20 protein-coding genes and 1 pseudogene are annotated in these 20,685 nt (G+C 70.2%); 15 read left to right on the plus strand and 6 right to left on the minus strand.

Annotated features, from left to right (window positions below; translation table 11 throughout):
• From HOV91_RS26855 to HOV91_RS26870, 4 genes and pseudogenes are all read left to right on the plus strand, one after another.
• Positions 1 to 584: pseudogene (locus tag HOV91_RS26855) on the plus strand (ABC transporter family substrate-binding protein); the annotation flags it as partial.
• Entirely contained in the window at positions 581 to 1,465 is an 885-nt protein-coding gene (gene mshB / locus HOV91_RS26860) for an N-acetyl-1-D-myo-inositol-2-amino-2-deoxy-alpha-D-glucopyranoside deacetylase (RefSeq protein WP_174188147.1), read from the plus strand. The pseudogene HOV91_RS26855 and the gene mshB, both read left to right, overlap by 4 nt.
• 118 nt (positions 1,466 to 1,583) lie before the next feature.
• The gene (locus HOV91_RS26865) at positions 1,584 to 1,742 is read left to right on the plus strand and encodes a hypothetical protein (RefSeq protein WP_174188148.1); all 159 of its coding nucleotides are present in this window, start codon (positions 1,584 to 1,586) and stop codon (positions 1,740 to 1,742) included.
• Positions 1,739 to 2,179 carry a hypothetical protein gene (locus HOV91_RS26870; protein ID WP_312884783.1) on the plus strand — a complete coding sequence of 147 codons (441 nt, stop codon included), beginning with the start codon at positions 1,739 to 1,741 and terminating at the stop codon, positions 2,177 to 2,179. The genes HOV91_RS26865 and HOV91_RS26870 overlap by 4 nt, the downstream gene beginning before the upstream one ends.
• 78 nt (positions 2,180 to 2,257) lie before the next feature.
• On the opposite strand, the gene HOV91_RS26875 is transcribed toward HOV91_RS26870, so the two are convergent.
• Together HOV91_RS26875 and HOV91_RS26880 are read right to left on the minus strand one after the other, a co-directional pair.
• Entirely contained in the window at positions 2,258 to 3,865 is a 1,608-nt protein-coding gene (locus tag HOV91_RS26875; protein ID WP_174188149.1) for a PH domain-containing protein, read from the minus strand.
• Entirely contained in the window at positions 3,862 to 4,359 is a 498-nt protein-coding gene (locus tag HOV91_RS26880) for a PH domain-containing protein (RefSeq protein WP_174188150.1), read from the minus strand. Before HOV91_RS26880 ends, HOV91_RS26875 begins: the two co-directional genes overlap by 4 nt.
• A 325-nt stretch (positions 4,360 to 4,684) precedes the next feature.
• Here HOV91_RS26880 and HOV91_RS26885 point away from each other — a divergent pair, with 325 nt between their 5' ends.
• From HOV91_RS26885 to pruA, 4 genes are all read left to right on the plus strand, one after another.
• The gene (locus HOV91_RS26885; RefSeq protein ID WP_174188151.1) at positions 4,685 to 7,282 is read left to right on the plus strand and encodes a bifunctional FO biosynthesis protein CofGH; all 2,598 of its coding nucleotides are present in this window, start codon (positions 4,685 to 4,687) and stop codon (positions 7,280 to 7,282) included.
• A gap of 291 nt (positions 7,283 to 7,573) precedes the next feature.
• Positions 7,574 to 7,897, plus strand: coding sequence for a ferredoxin (gene fdxA, locus HOV91_RS26890; protein WP_043697397.1), 324 nt, complete (start codon positions 7,574 to 7,576; stop codon positions 7,895 to 7,897).
• Positions 7,894 to 9,015 (plus strand): succinyldiaminopimelate transaminase, encoded by a 1,122-nt coding sequence (gene dapC / locus HOV91_RS26895; RefSeq protein WP_312884784.1) that lies wholly within the window; start codon positions 7,894 to 7,896, stop codon positions 9,013 to 9,015. The genes fdxA and dapC overlap by 4 nt, the downstream gene beginning before the upstream one ends.
• Before the next feature lie 112 nt (positions 9,016 to 9,127).
• Entirely contained in the window at positions 9,128 to 10,762 is a 1,635-nt protein-coding gene (gene pruA / locus HOV91_RS26900; RefSeq protein WP_174188152.1) for an L-glutamate gamma-semialdehyde dehydrogenase, read from the plus strand.
• Between the two features lie 9 nt (positions 10,763 to 10,771).
• On the opposite strand, the gene HOV91_RS26905 is transcribed toward pruA, so the two are convergent.
• Positions 10,772 to 11,638 (minus strand): oxygenase MpaB family protein, encoded by an 867-nt coding sequence (locus HOV91_RS26905; protein ID WP_174188153.1) that lies wholly within the window; start codon positions 11,636 to 11,638, stop codon positions 10,772 to 10,774.
• A 158-nt stretch (positions 11,639 to 11,796) separates the two neighbouring features.
• On the opposite strand from HOV91_RS26905, the gene HOV91_RS26910 reads away from it, so the two are divergent.
• Positions 11,797 to 12,429 carry a TetR/AcrR family transcriptional regulator gene (locus HOV91_RS26910; RefSeq protein WP_174188154.1) on the plus strand — a complete coding sequence of 211 codons (633 nt, stop codon included), beginning with the start codon at positions 11,797 to 11,799 and terminating at the stop codon, positions 12,427 to 12,429.
• A gap of 7 nt (positions 12,430 to 12,436) precedes the next feature.
• Here HOV91_RS26910 and HOV91_RS26915 read toward each other — a convergent pair whose 3' ends face one another.
• Both HOV91_RS26915 and HOV91_RS26920 read right to left on the minus strand, forming a co-directional pair.
• Positions 12,437 to 13,165 (minus strand): hypothetical protein, encoded by a 729-nt coding sequence (locus HOV91_RS26915; protein WP_174188155.1) that lies wholly within the window; start codon positions 13,163 to 13,165, stop codon positions 12,437 to 12,439.
• A 120-nt stretch (positions 13,166 to 13,285) separates the two neighbouring features.
• On the minus strand, positions 13,286 to 14,137 hold the full coding sequence (locus tag HOV91_RS26920; protein WP_174188156.1) for an oxygenase MpaB family protein: 852 nt from the start codon (positions 14,135 to 14,137) through the stop codon (positions 13,286 to 13,288).
• A 144-nt stretch (positions 14,138 to 14,281) separates the two neighbouring features.
• Between HOV91_RS26920 and HOV91_RS26925 the strand changes: the two genes are divergently transcribed.
• The 3 genes from HOV91_RS26925 (at position 14,282) to HOV91_RS26935 (ending at position 16,669) form a co-directional block, all read left to right on the plus strand.
• Positions 14,282 to 15,700: an acyl-CoA synthetase gene (locus HOV91_RS26925; RefSeq protein ID WP_174188157.1), complete on the plus strand. Its 1,419-nt coding sequence runs from the start codon at positions 14,282 to 14,284 to the stop codon at positions 15,698 to 15,700.
• Between the two features lie 33 nt (positions 15,701 to 15,733).
• The gene (locus tag HOV91_RS26930; protein ID WP_174188158.1) at positions 15,734 to 16,126 is read left to right on the plus strand and encodes a PPOX class F420-dependent oxidoreductase; all 393 of its coding nucleotides are present in this window, start codon (positions 15,734 to 15,736) and stop codon (positions 16,124 to 16,126) included.
• Between the two features lie 228 nt (positions 16,127 to 16,354).
• Positions 16,355 to 16,669 (plus strand): putative quinol monooxygenase, encoded by a 315-nt coding sequence (locus HOV91_RS26935; protein WP_174188159.1) that lies wholly within the window; start codon positions 16,355 to 16,357, stop codon positions 16,667 to 16,669.
• Between the two features lie 110 nt (positions 16,670 to 16,779).
• Here the strand turns inward: HOV91_RS26935 and dapD are convergent, their stop codons facing one another.
• Positions 16,780 to 17,727 carry a 2,3,4,5-tetrahydropyridine-2,6-dicarboxylate N-succinyltransferase gene (gene dapD / locus HOV91_RS26940; protein ID WP_174188160.1) on the minus strand — a complete coding sequence of 316 codons (948 nt, stop codon included), beginning with the start codon at positions 17,725 to 17,727 and terminating at the stop codon, positions 16,780 to 16,782.
• A 232-nt stretch (positions 17,728 to 17,959) separates the two neighbouring features.
• Here dapD and dapE point away from each other — a divergent pair, with 232 nt between their 5' ends.
• From dapE to HOV91_RS26955, 3 genes are all read left to right on the plus strand, one after another.
• On the plus strand, positions 17,960 to 19,063 hold the full coding sequence (dapE, locus tag HOV91_RS26945) for a succinyl-diaminopimelate desuccinylase (protein ID WP_174188161.1): 1,104 nt from the start codon (positions 17,960 to 17,962) through the stop codon (positions 19,061 to 19,063).
• 242 nt (positions 19,064 to 19,305) lie between these two features.
• The gene (locus HOV91_RS26950; RefSeq protein WP_174188162.1) at positions 19,306 to 20,115 is read left to right on the plus strand and encodes an LOG family protein; all 810 of its coding nucleotides are present in this window, start codon (positions 19,306 to 19,308) and stop codon (positions 20,113 to 20,115) included.
• The gene (locus HOV91_RS26955; protein WP_438822696.1) at positions 20,109 to 20,681 is read left to right on the plus strand and encodes an LOG family protein; all 573 of its coding nucleotides are present in this window, start codon (positions 20,109 to 20,111) and stop codon (positions 20,679 to 20,681) included. The genes HOV91_RS26950 and HOV91_RS26955 overlap by 7 nt, the downstream gene beginning before the upstream one ends.
• Positions 20,682 to 20,685: the final 4 nt, after the last annotated feature.

Here is a 20,685-nt window from a genome sequence, read left to right on the forward strand (position 1 = left end):
CGCCCGCACCGCAGCCGCGCACCGTCGGCAAGGACGGCAAGCCGCTGGTCGTGCGCATCGGCGCGGTCGACCGGGACGCGACCGCCTTAGCGGTGGCCAACACCGCCGCCGACCAGTTGCGCAGCGCGGGCATCGACGCGACGGTGCGCAGCGTCGCCGCCGACGAGCTGTACGGCAAGGAACTGATCGAGGGCACGGTCGACGCGATCGTCGGCTGGGAGGTGGCCGGTTCCGACCCGGCGACCGTGCTGGCGTCCCGCTACGGGTGCCCGCCGCCCGCACTGCCCGGGGTCACCGGCCCGGCGCAGGCCATCGCCGAGGCGGCGCAACGCGCTCCGAGCAATCTGTCCGGCGTGTGTGATCCGGCCCTGCAACCCGCGATCGACGAGGCCCTGCGCGGCGGCGACGTGGGACGGGTGCTCGCCGAAGCGGAGCCCAAACTGTGGGCCATGGCCACCGTGCTGCCGATCGTGCAGGACAACGCGGTCGCCGCGTCCGGTCCCCGGGTGGACGGCGCCTCGCTCAGCGGCGCGATCCAGGTCGGCATCTTCGGCGACGCGTCCATGTGGCGCCGGATCCCGTGACGGCGGTGACCGGCGGGCTGCTGCTGGTGCACGCCCATCCGGACGACGAGTCCATCACCACCGGAGGGACTATCGCGCACTACCGCCGTCGCGGTGTGCCGGTCACCGTGGTCACCTGCACCCTCGGCGAAGAGGGTGAGGTGATCGGCGAGGAATGGGCCCTGCTCGCCGCGCAGCACGCCGACCAACTCGGCGGTTACCGCGTGCTGGAGCTGACCCGTGCGTTGCAGGCGCTGGACGCGGGGCCGCCGCTGTTCCTCGGCGGCGCGGGCCGCTGGCGCGATTCCGGGATGGCGGGGACGCCCGCCGCGAACAAGCCGCGTGTCTTCGTGCGCTCCGGGGACGAAGCCGTGCGGGCTCTCACGGACGTGGTGCTCCGAGTGCGCCCGCGCGTGGTGGTCGGCTACGACCCGAAGGGTGGCTACGGACACCCGGACCACATCCGGGCGCACGAAATCACCACGGCCGCGGTGCGGGCTGCCGCGGGGGAGGGCTGGGACACCGCGAAGTACTACTGGACCGTCACCGACGCCGACATGCTGCGCTCGCACACCACCGCGCTGGCCCGGCGCACGGCCGCCGGGCTGCCCGGCGCACTGCCGCCCGGCTGGCGGCTGCCCGCCGAGGGAGAGCTGGCGAGCGTGCCCAGCCACGAGGTCACCACCACGATCGACGTCTCCGACGTGCTGGCGGCCAAGCGCGCCGCGCTGCGGGCGCACGCCACCCAGGTCACTGTCGCGCCGTCCGGGCGGGAGTTCGCGCTGTCGAACAATGTCGCCCAGCCGGTGCTGCCCGAGGAGCACTTCATCCTGGTGAGAGGCCGCCGCGGGCCGCTCGGGCCGGACGGCCGGGAGCACGATCTGTTCGCCGGAACGGAATGACGAATGCCGCACGGCGCGGCGTGGCGATCCCACGGGCGCATTCCCGGTGGTCGCCGGCCGCTCGGACCGGCAGGAGAACTGATCATGCTCCTCGGAACACCGGAATAGACTCGGCAGTATGTACAACTGGGAGCTCCAGAGCGCGATCGCGGCGTTCGTCGACAGTATGCGGCCGCACTGGCAGGAGCAGCACGACCTGTATATGACCGTGCTGTACGCGTTCGCCGATATGCAGAGCCACCTGTTGACCCTCCTCGGCTACCCGCCGGTGCCGTGACGACCAAGGTAAACGACCACACAGGCGATCACGTTCCCGTGGCGCCCGGCGCAGGCCGGGTTCCCGTGGGCGTGGTCTTGGGGCAGGTGATCGTCGTGCTGCTGATTCTCGACGCCCTGCTCACCTTGGCGCTCGAGGTGCTGTACCTGCCGACCTATCTGGGCTCGCTCGCGTTCCCGGTCTCCGTCGTGGTGGCCGGGGTGGTGAACGTCCTGCTCGTCGCGGGCGTGCGATCGGTCACCCGGCGCCCCGCGGTCCTGGGGCTTCCCGTGGTGGCCTGGGCGTTCGGCTTCCTGGCCTGCGCGAGCAGGGGACCGGGCGGTGACATTCTGCTCGGCAGTGATTGGCGGACCGCGCTGTTGCTGTTCAGCGGGCTGCTTCCACCACTGGCCTACATCTACATTCAGGCCAACAGCCACCTCTTCGGTCGCCGCTGAGCCGGGCGGGGGTCCGCGAGCCGGACCGCCAGGGTGGCGAGCACGGCGGCGGTGCGGGGCGCGGCGCCGAGGCCGAAGTCAGCGTGCGCCGGTGAGCCCCGGAGTGACCGCTTCGACGAGCTGCCATGCCGCGTCGGCGGGAAGGTCGACCACCGCGTAGCGCTTCTTGCCCGCCGCGGTCGCCGCGACCACCGTGGCGACTCCGGCCCTCCGTTGGAACAAGGTCTGGCGCACCGTCCAGCCGATCACCCCGGGCGCCTCCAGGCAGTCGCGGTCACGGTCGAGCGAGCCGGTCCGGGTGATCAGCCAGGCCGGACCCGCGGCCGTGCGGGGCAGCACCGCGTGCCCGAGGCCGCGGTAGCGGTCCTCCGCGAGCGCGAGCGCGATCGGCAGTGCGAGCCCGGGCACCAGCCACCACCACGGCGAATAGTGCTCTCCGGCAAGGGAGACATAGGCCATCACCACTGCGACGAAGACGACCGGCGCGAGCGTGCGGGTATACCTGCGGCGCCGCGCGGCCGCGCCGTGCGGGACCAGCGGGGCGCTGCCCGGCCCCGGGACGGTGTGCGCGTCCGACGCCCCCGCTCCGGTCGGTCGCGCGTGCGGAACGGCGGGCGATTCGTCGGCGCTTACCTCGTCCGGGGCGAGCAGATGGCCGAGGGTGTGCTCGACGGCGCTGCGCGGGGCCTGCGGCAGGATCTTCTGCCGCGGGTTCTCCCCGGTCATGATCGCTTCGAGTTCGGCGGCGCCCGCCAGGCGCAGCAGCAGCGGTTCCTTCACCGTCGCCCCGCGCAGCCGCGCGCGGTCGAGGGTGATCTGACGGGTGGTGAACAGGCCGTGGCGCAGCTGCAAGGTCGTGCCGTCGTCGCGGACGCGCAGCCCGAAATACGTGGTCAGATAGTGCGCGCACGCGGCAGCGCTGACCACGAGGACGATGGCGCACAGCAGCGCGGCCCCGGCGAGCGCGAGGACGGGCGCGCCGCCGTCTTCCACGTCGTGCACCGCGTCCGACCGGAACACGACCTCGCCGAGCCCGTACTGCAGCGCGAGGCCGACAATCGGCGCGACGATCGCGAACCCGGTCAGCGACAGCGGGGCGTAGCGCACCCAGACCGGACTCCAGTGCCCGATCTCGCGCGCCCGGGTCCGCGTCCCGGCGAAACCACCAGGCACACTGTCCTGAGGTTTTTTTCGATCCGCTGGTTCGTTCGCCCGCTCCGCGGTATGCGCGAGCAGCGCGGAGCGCAAGGGCGGCACCACCCCCGCAGCCAAGGCGTCCAGCTTGAACTGCTCACCCGAATCGGCCTGCTGGCCGGTGCCGATCGCCAGCACCGCGAGCCCGAGCATCCGGTGCAGCAGGTCGGCCTCGATGTCCACCGACCGGATCCGCGATCGCGGCACCGACAGCTTCTTCCGTGCCAGCAGTCCGGTTCGCAACTCGACGTGCGTCGGTCCGACCCGGTACGTCGTGGTGAACCAGCGGGTCAGCGCGAACCCGACGATCAGCACGATCGGGATGACGCTCCACCCGTGGTTCCCGCTGCTGGTACCGAGGATCACCGACCCGATCAGCACCGGGATGAACTTCACCACCTCGGTGATCGGGTGGACCAGCAGCATCCGCTTGTCGAGTCGCTGCCACGGTTGCTCGGCCTGCGCGGTGTCGTCGGCCGGCTCGCCGCTCATGTCGCGTCTCCGCGGTGCTGGGCGGCGATCCGGGTCAGCCGTGTCACGATCTGCTCGGCCACCGGGAGATCCAGCGCGCTGATCTGCACCGCTCCCGCGGAGGAGGCGGTGGTGACGGTGACCGTGGCCAGTCCGAGCAGGCGCTCGAGCGGCCCGCGCTCGGTGTCGACGGTCTGCACCCGCGAGATCGGCGCGACCCGGCTCTCCTGGGTGAGCCAGCCGACCCGGGTGTAGACCGCCTCGTCGGTGACCTCCCAGCGGTGCACGGCGTACCGCCACCACGGCGCCACCCCGATGTTCAGCGCGGCCGGTACGAGGGCGACCAGCAAGAATCCGAGCTGCCACCCCCGGTGCGCGGAGTCGAGCAACGCCCACACCAGCAGAGCCGCGAACGGAACCGCCCAGGCCAGCGCGGCCTGCGCGGTCCACAGGAGCTTGGCCTTCGGACTCGGGCGCCAGGCCGGGTCGGCCATGATCGTGCGCGGCTGCGACATGCTGCCCATGTTTGCACGACCACGCGGGCGCTGTCGCAGGCTCGCGCCGACGCCACCGGCTCGGCAGGCGGTCGAGCGCGAGACGGCCGGACTCCCATGCGGGAATCAGCGCCGTTGTGCCGCAACGAATCAGGCATGCGAAAGCTTCGCCCGCCGGAACGCGACCCCACGTCGTGCGGTGCCCTGGAATAGCCTCGCGCACCCGGCAGTTGTCAACGCTCAACGGCGCCCCCGTCCCCGCGTGGGCTCCGTGGTGAGCGGAACGGTGTCCCGTCCGCTTCGCCGCAACCAGCACTGGAGGGAGACAGTTCCGGATGTGTAGCGCATGATCGAGGGCGTGATCGACCTACCGAACCCGAGCGTCCCGTCCGCGCCGCCCAGTCCATCGGCCATGCGCCGGGCGCTGCGCAGGGCCCGCGACGGCGTCACGTTGAACGTGGACGAGGCCGCGGTGCTGCTGCACGCGACCGGTGACGACCTCGCCGACCTGTGTCGCAGCGCCGCGCGGGTGCGCGATGCCGGGCTGGCCTCCGCCGGGCGTCCCGAGACGATCAGTTACTCCCGCAACGTCTTCATCCCACTGACCCGGTTGTGCCGGGACAAGTGCCACTACTGCACCTTCGTCACCGTGCCCGGCAAGCTGCGCGCCGAGGGCAAGGGGATGTTCCTCGAACCCGACGAGGTGCTCGACATCGCGCGCCGCGGCGCCGCGCTCGGTTGCAAGGAGGCGCTGTTCACCCTCGGTGACCGCCCCGAGGACCGCTGGCCGGAGGCCGCGCAGTGGCTGGACGAGCGCGGCTACGACTCCACGCTAGACTACCTGCGCGCCGTGTCGATCATGGTGCTGGAGGAGACCGGCCTGCTGCCGCACCTGAACCCGGGCGTGCTGTCGTGGGCGGAGATCGCGCGGCTCAAGCCGGTGGCGCAATCCATGGGCATGATGCTGGAGACCACCTCGACCCGGCTGTTCACCGAGAAGGGCAACTGCCACTACGGCAGCCCGGACAAGGACCCCGCGGTGCGGCTGCGCGCCATCACCGACGCGGGCCGGCTCTCGGTGCCCTACACCACCGGCATCCTGGTCGGCATCGGCGAGACGATGGCCGAGCGGGCCGAGTCGATCATGGCGATTCGCAAGCAGCACAAGGCGTTCGGGCACATCCAGGAAGTCATCATCCAGAACTTCCGCGCCAAGGACGACACCGCGATGCGGGACGTGCCGGACGCGGGCCTGGCGGAATTCCGCGCCACCATCGCCGTCACCCGCCTGCTGCTCGGGCCGGACGTGCCGGTGCAGGCGCCGCCGAACCTGGTGTCGCACGAGGAGTGCCGCGCGCTGATCGAGGCGGGCATCGATGACTGGGGCGGCGTGTCGCCGGTGACGCCCGACCACGTGAACCCGGAGCGGCCGTGGCCGAACCTGGACACTTTGCGGGAGATCACCGAGGCGGCGGGCTATCAGCTGGTCGAGCGGACCTCCGCGCACCCGAAGTACGTGCGTGCAGGCAACCCGTGGGTGGATCCGCGCATCGGCGCGCACGTCGCGGCGCTCACCGACCCGGTGACGGGGCTGGCGATTCCGGACGCGCTCCCGGTCGGCCTGCCCTGGCAGGAACCGGACGCGTCCTGGGAATCGGCCGGACGCGTCGACCTCAACACCGCCATCGACACCGAGGGCCGCAACACCGAGACCCGCAGCGACGCGGCGCTCGGGCAGGACGTCGTCGGCGCCTTCGGCGACTGGGACACCATCCGGGAACAGGCGCGCGACCTCGCCGTCGCGCCGCAGCGGCTGGACGCCGACGTGCTCGCCGCGCTGCGCGCCGCCGAGCGCGACCCGGCCGGGCTCAGCGACGGCGAGTACCTCGCGCTGGCCACGGCGGACGGCGCCGAGCTGGAGGCCGTGGCCGCGCTGGCGGATCAGCTGCGCAGGGACACGGTCGGCGACGACGTGACCTACGTGGTCAACCGGAACATCAACTTCACCAACATCTGCTACACCGGGTGCCGGTTCTGCGCGTTCGCCCAGCGCAAGGGCGACGCGGACGCGTTCACACTGAGCACCGACGAGGTCGCCGACCGGGCCTGGGAGGCGCACGTCGACGGCGCGACCGAGGTCTGCATGCAGGGCGGCATCGACCCCGACCTGCCGGTCACCGGCTACGCGGACCTCGTGCGGGCGGTCAAGCAGCGGGTGCCGTCGATGCACGTGCACGCGTTCAGTCCGATGGAGATCGTGAACGGCGCCTCGCGCGGCGGGCAGAGCATCCGGGACTGGCTGGTCGCGCTGAAGGAGGCCGGGCTGGACACCATTCCCGGCACCGCGGCGGAGATCCTGGACGACGAGGTGCGCTGGGTGCTCACCAAGGGCAAACTGCCCACCTCGGCGTGGATCGAGGTGATCACCACCGCGCACCAGGTGGGGATCAGGTCCAGCTCGACGATGATGTACGGCCACGTGGACAATCCGAAGCACTGGGTCGGGCATCTGCGGGTGCTGCGCGGAATCCAGGACGAGACCGGCGGTTTCACCGAATTCGTGCTGCTGCCGTTCGTGCACCAGAGCGCGCCGCTGTACCTGGCGGGCGCCGCGCGGCCAGGACCGACCAACCGGGACAACCGCGCCGCGCACGCGCTGGCCAGGATCATGCTGCACGGCCGGATCCAGAACATCCAGACCAGCTGGGTCAAGCTCGGCACCACCGGAACCCGGGTGATGCTCAACAGCGGCGCCAACGATCTCGGCGGTACGTTGATGGAGGAGACCATCTCCCGGATGGCGGGCTCGCAGCACGGCTCGGCGAAGACCGTCGCGGAGCTGGTGGAGATCGCCGCGGGCATCGATCGTCCGGCCCGGGAGCGTACGACGACCTACGGCGTGCCGGAACACAAGTTGTCGGCATTGCCGTTGACGGTGGGTTAGGCCGCAGGGAAGCGGCGATAGGTTGCGGCCCGCGGTGCGATCGGTTTTCCGGTCCGCCGCGGCACCGGAGGACCGGCGCGATGACCGATCGGCGCGCACCGCGCTCCGCCGCAACCTCGGACAACGCGGTGACCTCCGGGTACGCCGGGTGGCGGAGTGGAATTCGCCCCTCGCGTCGGCGTGCGCGACTCCCGAAGTTAGGGCAGGCTGACCAGGAGTAACGTGGGGTGCCGGGATAGGGTTTCGCCGGGCGGACTATCCCGCAGGCGAGGACAGACTAGGAGAGCGGCAGTGCCGTACATCATCGCTGAACCGTGCGTTGACGTGAAGGACAAGGCATGCATCGAGGAATGCCCCGTGGACTGCATCTACGAGGGTGGCCGGATGCTGTACATCCATCCCGACGAGTGCGTGGACTGTGGTGCATGTGAGCCGGTGTGCCCGGTGGAGGCGATCTTCTACGAAGACGACACCCCGGACCAGTGGAGCGGGTACGTCAACGCCAACGTCGACTTCTTCGACGAGCTGGGCTCGCCCGGCGGCGCCACGAAGGTCGGCAAGGTGGATTACGACCCGCCGTTCGTCAAGGAACTGCCCCCGATGGCGAGTGAGTGAGACCTGACGTGTCACCGCGTGGCCGGGTCAGCAGTCTGCTGCCCGATTTTCCCTGGGACACCATCGCTTCGGTGAAGGTGCGAGCGGCCGCTCACCCCGGCGGAATCGTCGACCTGTCCGTCGGCACTCCGGTCGACCCGGTCGACCCGCTGATCCGGGCGGCGCTGAACTCCGTCGCCGAAGTGCCCGGATACCCGACCACGCACGGCACCCCCGAGCTCCGCGCGGCCGCGGTCGACGCGCTGAAGCGGCGCTACGGGATCACCGGACTCGAGCCTGCGGCCGTGCTGCCCGCGATCGGCACCAAGGAGCTGATCGCGGGACTGCCCCGGCTGCTCGGCCTGGGCGCGGGCGACCTGGTCGTCATCCCCGAGGTCGCCTATCCCACCTACGAGGTCGGCGCGCTGCTGGCGGGCGCGCAGGTGCTGCGCGCCGACGGACTCACCAGGCTCGGCCCGCAGACGCCCGCGCTGATCTACGTGAACTCGCCGTCCAACCCGACCGGACGGGTACTCGGCGTCGAGCATCTGCGCAAGGTGGTGGCCTTCGCCCGCGAGCGCGGCGCGATCGTCGCCTCCGACGAGTGCTACCTGGGCCTCACGTGGGAGGGACGCGCCGTCTCCTTGCTCGACCCGGAGGTGTGCGACGGCGACCACACCAACCTGCTCGCCGTGCATTCGCTGTCCAAGACCGCCAACCTGGCCAGCTACCGCGCCGGGTTCGTGGCGGGCGACCCGGCGCTGGTCGCCGAACTGCTCGAAGTGCGCAAGCACGCGGGCATGATGGTGCCGTTCCCGATCCAGGCCGCGATGACAGCCGCGCTCAGCGACGACGCGCACGAGGCGCGGCAGCGCGAGCGGTACCGGGCCCGTCGCGACGTTTTGCGAAAGGCGTTGCAGGAAGCCGGTTTCCGGATCGATCACTCGGAGGCGGGCCTGTACCTGTGGTGCACCCGCGGTGAGTCGTGCCGGACCACCCTGGAATGGCTGGCCGATCGCGGGATCCTCGCCGCGCCCGGCGACTTCTACGGCCCCGGCGCGAACGAGCACGTGCGGATCGCGCTGACCGCGACCGACGAGCGGATCGAGGCGGCGGCCGAACGACTGGCCGCGGGCTGACCCCGGAGTCCTCCGTACGCGTGGTGACCTCGGTCCTCGGGAGGCGTCTTCCTGATCCGATTGGGGTGTGTCGGCATCCGTGCAGGCCGGGCCGGGAGAGCTAGCCTGAGGTATGGACGCTGTCACGGTTGTCCCCACACCCGGAAACGAACCGGTGCACTCCTACGCGCCCGGAAGCAGCGAACGGGAGTTGTTGCTCGGCAAGCTGGCCGAGCTGTCCGCCGAACCCGTCGACGTGCCGCTGGTGATCGGCGGCAAGCACCGGCCCGGCATCGGCGCACGGCACGACATCGTCGCGCCGCATCGGCATCGGCAGGTGCTGGGGACCTACACCGACATCACACACTCCGAAGCGCACGGGGCCATCGAGGCCGCGATCGGGGCGGCCCCCGGTTGGCGGGCCATGCCGTTCGAGGAGCGCGCCGCGGTGCTGTTGCGCGCCGCCGACCTGCTCGCCGGGCCGTGGCGGGAGACGGTCGCGGCGGCCACCATGCTCGGGCAGTCGAAATCGGCCCAGCAGGCCGAAATCGATGCGCCCTGCGAGCTGGTCGACTTCTGGCGGTTCAACGTCGCCTTCGCGCGGGGAATACTGGAACAGCAGCCCCAGTCCAGCGCCGGGGTGTGGAACCGGATGGACTATCGGCCGCTGGAAGGGTTCGTCTACGCCGTCACACCCTTCAACTTCACCGCTATCGCGGGCAATCTCCCGACGGCGCCCGCGCTCATGGGCAACACGGTGGTGTGGAAGCCCTCGCCCACGCAGACGTTGTCGGCCTTCCACACGATGCGGTTGCTCGAGGCGGCGGGCCTGCCGCCCGGCGTGATCAACATGGTCACCGGCGACGGAGTGCAGCTGTCGGAGGTGGCCCTCGCCGATCCACGGCTGGCCGGGATCCATTTCACCGGCTCCACGCGGACGTTCCAGTACCTGTGGCAGCAGGTGGGCGCGAATATCAATCGGTATCACGGCTACCCGCGCCTGGTCGGGGAGACCGGTGGGAAGGACTTCATCGTCGCGCACTCCTCGGCCGACCCGGCCGCGCTGCGCACCGCGCTGATCCGCGGAGCCTACGAGTACCAGGGGCAGAAGTGCTCCGCGGCCTCGCGGGCTTACATCGCGCGGTCGGTCTGGCGCGCGATGGGTGACGATTTCCTGCACGACGCGGGCGAGCTGAGCTATGGCGACGTCGCCGATCTGTCGAATTTCGGTGGCGCGCTCATCGATCGGCGCGCGTTCGACAAGAACGTTGCGGCGATCCGGCGTGCCAGGGACGCGGGCGTCACCATCCCGGCGGGCGGAACGTACGACGACAGCGAAGGCTGGTTCGTCCGGCCGACGGTGTTCCTGGTGGACAACCCGCACGACGAATCGTTCGCCACCGAGTATTTCGGGCCGATCCTGTCGGTGTACGTCTACGACGACGCCGAACCGGGCGCGTACAGCGCGATCCTGGCCGAAGTCGAGTCGGGCGCGCCCTACGCGCTGACCGGCGCGGTGTTCGCGCAGGACCGGTACGCGATCGAACAGGCCGACGCCGCATTGCGGTTCGCGGCGGGCAATTTCTACGTCAACGACAAACCCACGGGCGCGGTGGTGGGGCAGCAACCCTTCGGCGGTGCGCGGGCCTCGGGCACCGACGACAAGGCGGGCTCGCCGTTGAACCTGCTGCGCTGGGTCGCGCCGCGGACGATCAAGGAGACCTTCGTACCGCCCGTGGACTACCGCTATCCGCACATGGGGAGCTGAGGCGCGGACTCAGACCAGCGGCTTTCCGTGCCGCAAGCGCCTGCGCAGGTCGAACAGGTAGGCGTTGAGCGGGAACATCCTGGCCGCCGCGGGCAGCCGCCGGTGCACCGCCCCGATCGCCCGCAGCAGCCGGTCCAAGCGCCGCTGATCGCGGTCGGTCCAGGTCATGCCCATCTCGTCGCGCAGGTGCTGCGGGAGCAAGCCGGTGACGACGAAGCGCTGCAACCCGGCGAAGAGCACCTGCACCGGGCGCGGCATCATCTTCAGGTCGATCAGGCCGTTGAAGTACTCGCGCAGCTCCGGCTCGATGCCACGCAGCTTCAGGTTCTCGTCCCAGTACTTCTGGAACTCCGCACGGTTCGCCGGCCACATCTCCGGCCGCATCTGCAAAGTGGTGCCCAGCCGCGCCGCGTAGGTGTAGAAGGCGTCGGCGGTGGCGGCTTCCATCGGGCCGTGCATCCGGGTGTAGAGGTCATCGATGCCCCAGTACAGGCAGGCGGCGACCCACAGCTGGAGGTTCGGGTCGAAGGCGTTGTACTTCACCGGGCTCGCGGCGGTGGAGCGCACCGAGCGGTGCGAGACGTTGACCGCCGCGCGGTATGCCTCGCGTTCGGTGTCCGACCCGAGCAGCGCGACGGCGATATAGGTCAGCGTGGTGCGCAGCCGCTTGATCGGGTGCAGGGTGACCTTGCCGCTGTCGACGGTGCTCTCCAAGACGCCGCGGCCGACCGGGCGCAGGCTCAGCTGCATGATGACGTTGGCGGCGCCCCCGAGGAAGGCGGCGATGCCGTCGACGTATTCTCCGACGGTCTCCGGGGTGAGCGTCATCTCGCTCGGATCAGGCTCGTGTTCGGCGGTGCGCAGTGGCGCGGTCATCGTCGACCTCGTCTTTCGTGTCCGCCCGATCCCGGAGAATCGGTCGATGAGAAGATTATGCCTTAACTTTCTCATCGACTCGCAAAGCTGTCAATCGGCGGTGACGGTGTGCGATGCTGAAAGTGTCATCGTTTCGCTGTCGCGGATAGGGTTGAGGCATGGCCAGGCTGACCAGACTGTTACCGCTGGTGCGCAGCGCCGCCCCGGAGGATCGCAATCAGACCCGGGTGCTGGACGCGGCGCTGCTGGCGTTCCTTGACTTCGGCATCAAGCGCACCAGCATGGTCGAAGTCGCGCGCCGCGGCGGATTGTCCCTGGCCACCCTCTACCGCCGCTTCGCGAGCAAGTCCGATCTGATCAGGGCCGTCGGGTTGCGGCAGACCCGCGAGTTCATCGAGGAGGTCGACGCCGCGCTCGAGCGGCACGTCGATCGGGACGCGAGCGCGGAGGACCAGATCGTCGAGCTGTTCGCGGCGTTCATCAACGGGCTGCGCGGAAACCAGCTGATCCACCGGCTGCTGGCCACCGAGCCCGAGCTCGTGCTGCCCTACCTCACCACCCAGGGGGCGCCGGTCATCGAACTCGGCCGGGATTACCTGGCGGAGTTCATCACGCGATTGCAGCGGGAGGGCAAGCTGCCCGACTACGACCCGGAGCCGTTGGCCGAGATGATCGCCCGCACCGCGCTGTCGCTGGCGCTCACGCCGCAGACCGTCATCCCGCTCGGCGACGACGCGTCGATCCGGAAGTTCGCCCGCGATCACGTGGTGGTGTCCTTCCGGGTGCCGTGACAGGGGGTCAGCGCGGCTGCGGTAGTCCGGTGAGCATCGCCCACAGCGCGGCGAGCACGTCGGCGGTCTGCTCGGCCGCGGTGCCACGGGTGTGCGCGGTCACCGCGAAACCGGGACCGTAGGACGCCGAGGCGACCTCCGGCTCACCCAGATCCGACCACCCCCACTTGGTGCCGAGCACGAACGGCCACCGCGCGGTGCCCCAGTCCTGTTCGGTGCCGTCCTGGGCGGTCGAACCCGCCGCTGCCATCCATTCGAAGATCGGCGATCCGGGATCGGTGCGCAGCTTGGTGGCAAGGAAGTCGGACACGTCCGCGACGCTCGTCGCGCTCGCGCCCCAGTTGGGCCCCTGTACCGTCGCGCGCAGGCCGTATTCGGCGGCGATGGCGGCGATGGCCTGGGGATACTTGGCCTCCATCGCGGTCGCCGCTCCGTCATCCGAGTAGCGGATCATTTGCTCACCCAGGATGCGATCCTCGGGCGACCCGTCGCCGTGCCGCAGGGCGTAATCGGCCAGGAACAGCTTGGACAGCGACAGGCTCGAGCGCGACTCGTGTTCGTTCGCCGTCCCCCAGCCGGGGCCGAGCAAGGTGCGTACCGAGATCGCGGTGCGGGGCGGTACCTCGGCTACTTCGGTTTCGGCGGTCTCCGTGGGATCTTCGGCGCAGGCGACCGGCGCGGACAGTGCCAGGAACGCGCAGGCGGCCAGCGTGGTCATCGTCGTTCGGTAGCCCATCGTCTCCTCCTGGCTCACTGTGACGCGTGGTCGGGCTCGGGACGGCGCACGGCGCTGTGCGGGAGTACGGGATGCGATTGCCCAGTAGTTGCTCAGGTGAAACGAGGTCGGATCGCTCGTTCAGACCAGGCGCAGGCCGAGCAGACGCCGGAGGCGCATATCGAGGAGATAGGCGTTCAGGGGAAACATGCGAATCGGTCGCGGGAGCCGCGACTGTGTGGCGCCGACTGCCCGCAGGATGTGGCTGAGTGTGCGCTCGTCGCGGTCGGTCCAGGTCATCCCCATTTCGTCGCGCAGGTGCTGCGGCAGCAGGCCGGTCACGAAGAAGCGATGCACGCGCCCGAACGCCAGCTGTGCCGGGCGCGGCAGCATGCGCAGATCGATGAGGTCGTCGAAGTAGGCGCGGATAACCGGGTCGATGCTGGTCTTCGCGAGGTTGGTCGCCCAATACTCATCGAAAGCGCGACGGTCGGCGGGCCACATCGCTTCGGGCATTTGCAGGGTGGTGCCGAGCCGGGCGGCGAGGTGGTAGAACGCGTCGGCCGTCGCCTCGTCCATCGGGCCGTGCATGCGCTCGTACAGATCCTGCCCGCCCCAATGCAGGCAGGCCGCGACCCACAGTTGCAGCGCGGGGTCGAAGGCGTTGTAGTGCACCGGGCTCGACGCGGTGGAGCGAACAGGGCGATGCGAGACGTTGACCGCCTCGCGATACGCGGCGCGTTCCTCGTCGGTGCCGAGCATTGCCACGGACAGATAGGTCAGAGTGGTGCGCAGCCGTTTGACCGGGTGCAGCATCACGTTTCCGCTGTGGACCGTGCTCTCCAGGACGCCGTAGCCGACCGGCGGCGTGCTCAGCTGCATGATGACGTTCGCGACGCCGCCGAAGAGTCCGGCTATGCCGTCGATGTACTGCCCGACGTCGAAGGAGTCCGGCGATTCGGGGCGATGCGTCGCGGGAAGTGGCCTGGTCATCGTCGACCTCGCAGTACTGAGAAGGCTATGCAACAACGGTCTCACCGCTTCAGCGACTGTGTCAACCGTCACATCGTCGACTGCGCGGCCTCGACGCGGGACGTCGCGAAGCCGCCGCGAGACCGGGGGAAGTAGCGTGGTCGAATGTCGTTCGGCCCGCCGCTGCTGCTCAGTTCCCTGAACCCGCTCGCCGTCGCAGGCGGAGCGGACATCCCCGACGCCGTCACCATCGACGGGACCACCCTTTCGCGCAGTGACCTGCTGGGCGCGGCCACGTCGGTGGCCGAACGCGTCGCGCGCGCCGAGCGGGTGGCGGTGCTGGCCGAGCCGACGGTGGAGACCGTGCTCGCGGTGGTCGGCTGCCTCATCGCGGGTGTCACGGTGGTGCCGGTGCCACCGGACTCCGGCACCGCCGAGCGGGCGCACATCCTGGCCGACTCGGGCGCTCAGGCGTGGCTGGGGAAAGCGCCGGAGGGCGCCGAGCTGCCCGTGGTGCCGGTGCGGCGGCACGCCAGATCGTGGCACACCTACCCCGAACCAGATTCGGCCACAACAGCTTTCGTGCTCTACACCTCGGGGACCACCGGCCTGCCCAAGGGTGTGGTACTCAGTCGCGGCGCGATCGCCGCGGGTCTGGACGCCCTGGCCGACGCGTGGGCGTGGACCGCGAGCGACACCCTGGTGCACGGACTTCCGCTGTTCCACGTGCACGGGCTGATCCTCGGCCTGCTCGGGCCGTTGCGCGTGGGCAGCCCGCTGATCCACACCGGCAAGCCGACACCGCAGGCGTACGCGGCGGCCAGAGGTTCGCTGTACTTCGGCGTGCCGACCGTGTGGTCGCGGGTGGTCGAGGACCCGGATTCGGCGAAGCAACTGGCCGACGCGCGGCTGCTGGTCTCCGGTAGCGCGCCCCTGCCGGTGCCGGTGTTCGAGCGACTGCGCGAGCTGACCGGGCACGCGCCGGTCGAGCGCTACGGCATGAGCGAGACCATGATCACGCTGTCCACCCGGGCCGACGGCGAACGCAGGCCGGGCTGGGTCGGCACACCGGTGCGCGGGGTGCGCACCCGGCTGCGGGACGAGTCCGGCGCACCGGTCGCGCACGACGGCGAGAGCATCGGCGGGCTCGAGGTCGCCGGGCCCATGCTGTTCGACGGTTACCTGAACCGCCCGGAGGCGACCGCGCAGAGCTGGACCGAGGACGGGTGGTTCCGGACCGGCGACGTCGCCGCCATCGACGCGGAGGGCTTCCACCGCATCGTCGGCCGGGAATCGGTGGACCTGATCAAGTCCGGTGGATACCGGGTCGGCGCGGGCGAGGTCGAGACGGCGCTGCTCGGTCATCCCGCGGTCGCCGAGGCCGCGGTGGTCGGCCTGCCCGACCACGACCTCGGCCAGCGCATCACCGCCTTCGTCGTGCTGCGCGACCCCGCGACCGAACGCGAACTGATCGATCATGTGGCCGGGCAACTCTCGGTGCACAAGCGTCCGCGCGAGATCCGCGTGGTCGAGGCGCTGCCGCGCAACGCCATGGGCAAGGTGCAGAAGAAACAACTGGGTTGACCTCGAGTTCGGTAGAGGTTCTACGGTCGGCCCATGACCGCGATCCTGACCCCCGAACAGATCGACTACCTGCGCACCCAGCGGCTGGGCCGACTGGCCACCGTCCGGCCCGACGGCGCCCCGCAGAACAACCCGGTCGGCTTCCGCTACAACGCCGAACTCGGCACCATAGACATCGCGGGCTGGAACATGGGCGCGTCCCGTAAGTTCCGCAACCTCGCGACCAACGACCGCGTCGCGTTCGTCGTCGACGACGTAGCCTCGGTCCAGCCGTGGCGCGTCCGCTGCTTGGAGATCCGCGGCACCGCGGAGGCCCTCACCGACGTCGAGCCGTATATCTCCGGCGTCTCCCGCGAAATGATCCGTATCCATCCCCGGCGGATCGTCGCCTTCGGGCTCTCGGGCGAGGGTGTCGACCCCGCCTGATCCGATCGGCACGGCAGATCGGCCGGGCTACGCCTCCTGGGAGTCCACTGTTCGACGGCGTCCGACTCGCAGCGCGACTGCGGCGTAGATGCGCGCGTTGGCGCGGTTCGAGCCGACCGGGACGCCTCCCGTACTTCGCGCCCGGCGACGGGCCGATGCTCTCGGGTAGCGCGCGCGGCGCTCGGCGCCCGGTACGGTGACCGTGTCAAACCGGTGCTGAGGAGGGCTATGTTCGCGCTCGTGGTGAGGTTCGACCTGCAAGACGCCGAAAAGGCTGCCGAGTTCGACCAGTTGGTAGCCGAAACCGTCGCGGCGGTAACTCAATTCGAGCCCAGAACGCTGGTGTACGCCGCGCACACCGTCGAGTCGGAGCCCTTGTCGCGGGTGTTCTACGAGGTGTACCGCGACCGCGAGGCGTTCAAGGAGCACGGGCGGCAGCCGCACACGCGGCACTTCCTGAGTCAGCGGGAGAACTACGTCGCTTCATCCCGGGTGGAGTTTCTGTCCCCGGTAGCCGCGAAAGGGCTGCCCACTACCGGCTGACCAGCTCGCGCCCCGAACCCGATCGGGTCCGGCGCTCCGGGCGTAGTCGAATGGTGGCTACCCCACCCGTTCGAGCCACCATTTCACTACCCCCGATCCAAGAGTGTGGGTCAGTCGTTGGCGTGGAGGTCGGCGTTGAGTTCGATGCCGGTGCCCTTGCGGTGGACGACCTCGACGGCGCCGGTGGTGGAGTTGCGGCGGAACAGGAGGTTGTCGCGGCCGGCCAGTTCGGCGGCCTTGATCAGGGCGCCGTCGGGGGTGGTCACCTTGGTGCCCGCGGTCAGGTAGAGGCCCGCCTCCACGACGCAGTCGTTGCCGAGCGGGATGCCGAGACCGGAGTTCGCGCCGAGCAGCGACCGCTCGCCGATGGAGATGACGGTGGTGCCGCCGCCGGACAGGGTGCCCATGGTGGACGCGCCGCCGCCGATGTCGGAGCCGTCGCCGACCACCACGCCCGCGGAGATGCGGCCCTCGACCATGGACGCGCCGAGCGTGCCCGCGTTGAAGTTGACGAAGCCCTCGTGCATGACGGTGGTGCCGGAGGCCAGGTGCGCGCCGAGACGGACCCGGTCGGCGTCGCCGATGCGGACACCGGAGGGCAGCACGTAGTCGACCATGCGCGGGAACTTGTCCACGCTGTAGACGGTGACCGGGCCGCGGGCGCGCAGCTTGGCGCGGGTGGCCTCGAAGCTCTCCACCGCGGCGGGGCCGTGGTTGGTCCACACCACGTTGGTCAGCAGTCCGAACTGGCCGTCCAGGCTCACTTCGTGCGGCTTGACCAGGCGGTGCGAGAGCAGGTGCAGGCGCAGGTAGACGTCGTGCGCGTCGACCGGGGCGGCCGACAGGTCGGCGATCGTGGTGTGCACCGCGATCACGTCGACCCCGCGCGCGTCGTCGAAGCCGAGCAGCGCCGCGTACTCGGCGGGCGCCTCGTCCAGGCGCTTGCTGCCGGTCTCGGCGAACTCGCCCAACTGCGGGTTCGGGTACCACGTATCCAGTACGGTCCCGTCCGCGGTCACGTTGGCGATACCGATTGCTGCTGCTCCCTGGATGCTCACGGCCTAGAGGTTACCGACCCGCTCCGGACAACGGTGCGGCTGCTCCGCAGACGCCGATCACCTGGCTTCGCGTCCCGGTCGCCCGGGTCGGCGGGTGACGCTGCCGTAGGGTTGGGGGTCGCATCGGCGTGCGCGCCCGGGCCTTCGCCCGCCTTGCCGAGAGCATTGGGTATCGGGGCCGGCCGGAGGGAAGTGACCGGCGTGGTGGGTGAGCGGTCGTAGGGTGAAGCGCGTGACCATCGACCTGCATGCCGACCCGATCACGCTGACCGCCGCCCTCGTGGACATCCCGAGCGTCTCACGCGACGAGGCGGCTATCACCGACGTGGTGGAACGGGCGCTGCGGGAGCAGACGACGGGATTCGAGATCCTCCGCCACGGGAACGTGGTGCTGGCGCGCACGCACCGCGGCCTCCCGACCCGGGTGATCCTGGCCGGGCACCTGGATACCGTGCCGATCGCCGACAACGTGCCTGGCCGCTTCGCCGTCGGCCCGGCGGGCGAGCAGGTGCTCTACGGCTGCGGTTCGGTGGACATGAAGTCCGGTGACGCGGTGTTCCTGCACCTGGCCGCGACCGTCGCCGACCCCGTGCACGACCTGACGCTGATCTTCTACGACGGCGAGGAGATTGCCGCCGAGTTCAACGGGCTCGGCCACATCGAGCGCGAGCTGCCCGACTGGCTCACCGGCGACCTCGCCGTGCTCGGCGAACCGTCCGGGGGCTGGATCGAGGCCGGTTGCCAGGGCACTCTGCGCGCTCGGCTGCGTACCTCCGGCGTGCGCGCGCACTCGGCGCGAGCGTGGCTGGGCGACAACGCGATCCATCGGCTGGCTCCGATCCTCCAGCGGCTCGCCGACTACCGCGCCCGGGAAGTGGACATCGACGGCTGCGTCTATCGCGAGGGCCTGTCGGCGGTTCGGGTCGAGGGCGGCGTGGCGGGCAATGTCGTGCCGGACGCCGCCGAACTGGACGTCAACTTCCGCTTCGCGCCCGACCGCACCGTCGAACAGGCCGCCGAGCACGTGCGCGAGGTCTTCGCCGGACTCGAGCTCTCCTTCGAGGTGACCGACTCCGCGCCGGGCGCGCTGCCGGGGCTGACGGCGCCGGCGGCCAAGGACCTGATCGCCTCGGTGCGGCGCCACGGCGGCGGTGGCGTGCGCGCGAAGTACGGCTGGACCGATGTCTCGCGTTTCGCCGCCCGCGGCATCCCCGCGGTCAACTTCGGACCCGGGGATCCCAACCTCGCGCACAAGCGCGACGAGCATGTTCCCCTCGACCAGATCACCGCCGTCACCGGCATGCTGCGCAGCTACCTGACCGGCAGTCCGGCCTGAACAGCTCCAGGTGCCGGACAGCTGCGGGACGGTGGAGACAAGCAGCGGTGCAGCGCCGACCCCGATCAGGCTTGCGCTCTTCGTGAGTGCGCGTGCCCGTGCCGCGTGCGATGCGCCTGGAACGTACGCATCGAGCGCTGGGATTGCGACTGTGTCTCGCCGTCGCTGCGCCCGGCTGAACGTCCGACGACTTCTCTCGTCCAGCCCGTGAGCGGCCCCGGCCGGGCGGTAGCGTGGAACGCATGTCCACCGACGCCGCGGACCGCGAGGTCGCCCACACCCCGAAGTCGACACCGAAGTTCCGGGGGCCGATCATGTTCCGCCGCGACCGTGCCGACGGCGTGGGCACCGCCGACCGGAACCTGCTGGACAAGCGGGGCGACACGGACTGGGTACACACCGATCCCTGGCGCGTGCTGCGCATCCAAGCCGAATTCGTCGAGGGCTTCGGCGCGCTGGCCGAAGTGCCAAGGGCGGTGACCGTCTTCGGCTCCGCGCGCACGTCCGCCGACCATCCGGAGTACCAGGCGGGTTCGGCGATCGGCGCCGCGCTGGCCAGGGCGGGCTTCGCGGTGATCACCGGCGGCGGGCCAGGGGCGATGGAGGCGGCCAACCGGGGCGCCTGCGAAGCGGGCGGCTACTCCATCGGTCTCGGCATCGAGTTGCCGTTCGAGCAGAGCCTCAACGAGTGGGTCGACCTGGGCATCAACTTCCGGTACTTCTTCGTCCGCAAGACGATGTTCGTGAAGTACTCCCAGGCGTTCGTCTGCCTGCCCGGCGGTTTCGGCACCCTCGACGAGCTGTTCGAGGCGCTGACGCTGGTGCAGACCCGCAAGATCACCCGGTTCCCGATCATCCTGTTCGGCACCAGATACTGGTCGGGGCTGGTCGATTGGTTGCGTGATTCGCTCGGGGGCTCCGGCAAGATCTCGCCGGGAGACCTCGGCCTGCTGCACGTGACCGACAGTGTCGACGAGGTCGTGCACATCATCCAGGCCGCCGCCCAGGCAGGCGGCGCCGAGGACGCGATCGGGACGGAGGATCAGTGGTGAGCGAACAGCCTTTCGCCGTCTGTGTCTACTGCTCGGCGAGTACGACCGACCAGGACTACCTGTCGCTGGCTGCCCGGGTGGGTACCGAGATCGCCCGGCGCGGTTGGCAATTGGTGTCCGGCGGCGGCCACGTCTCGATGATGGGCGCGGTCGCCACCGCGGCGCGCGCAGGCGGAGCCAACACCATCGGCGTGATCCCGAAGCACCTGGTGCACCGCGAGGTCGCCGACGTCGACGCCGACGAACTGGTGGTCACCGACACGATGCGCCAGCGCAAGCAGGTGATGGAGGATCGCGCCGACGCCTTCCTCACCCTGCCCGGCGGCATCGGCACGCTGGAAGAGTTCTTCGAAACCTGGACCGGCGGCTATCTGGGACAGCACGAGAAGCCAGTCGTTGTGCTGGATCCCAATGGCTTCTTTCGCGGATTGTTCTCCTGGCTGGACGAGTTGTACGAGCGGAAGTTCGTGCCCCAGACAGCCCTGGCGCGGATTACCGTGGTGACCGATCTGCCGGCCGCCTTCGCGGCACTGGAGAGGACCCGTACCCGGGAAGAGGAGAGCTGAAGAC

This window comes from Nocardia barduliensis, assembly GCF_013315795.1.
Taxonomy (GTDB): Bacteria; Actinomycetota; Actinomycetes; order Mycobacteriales; family Mycobacteriaceae; genus Nocardia; species Nocardia barduliensis.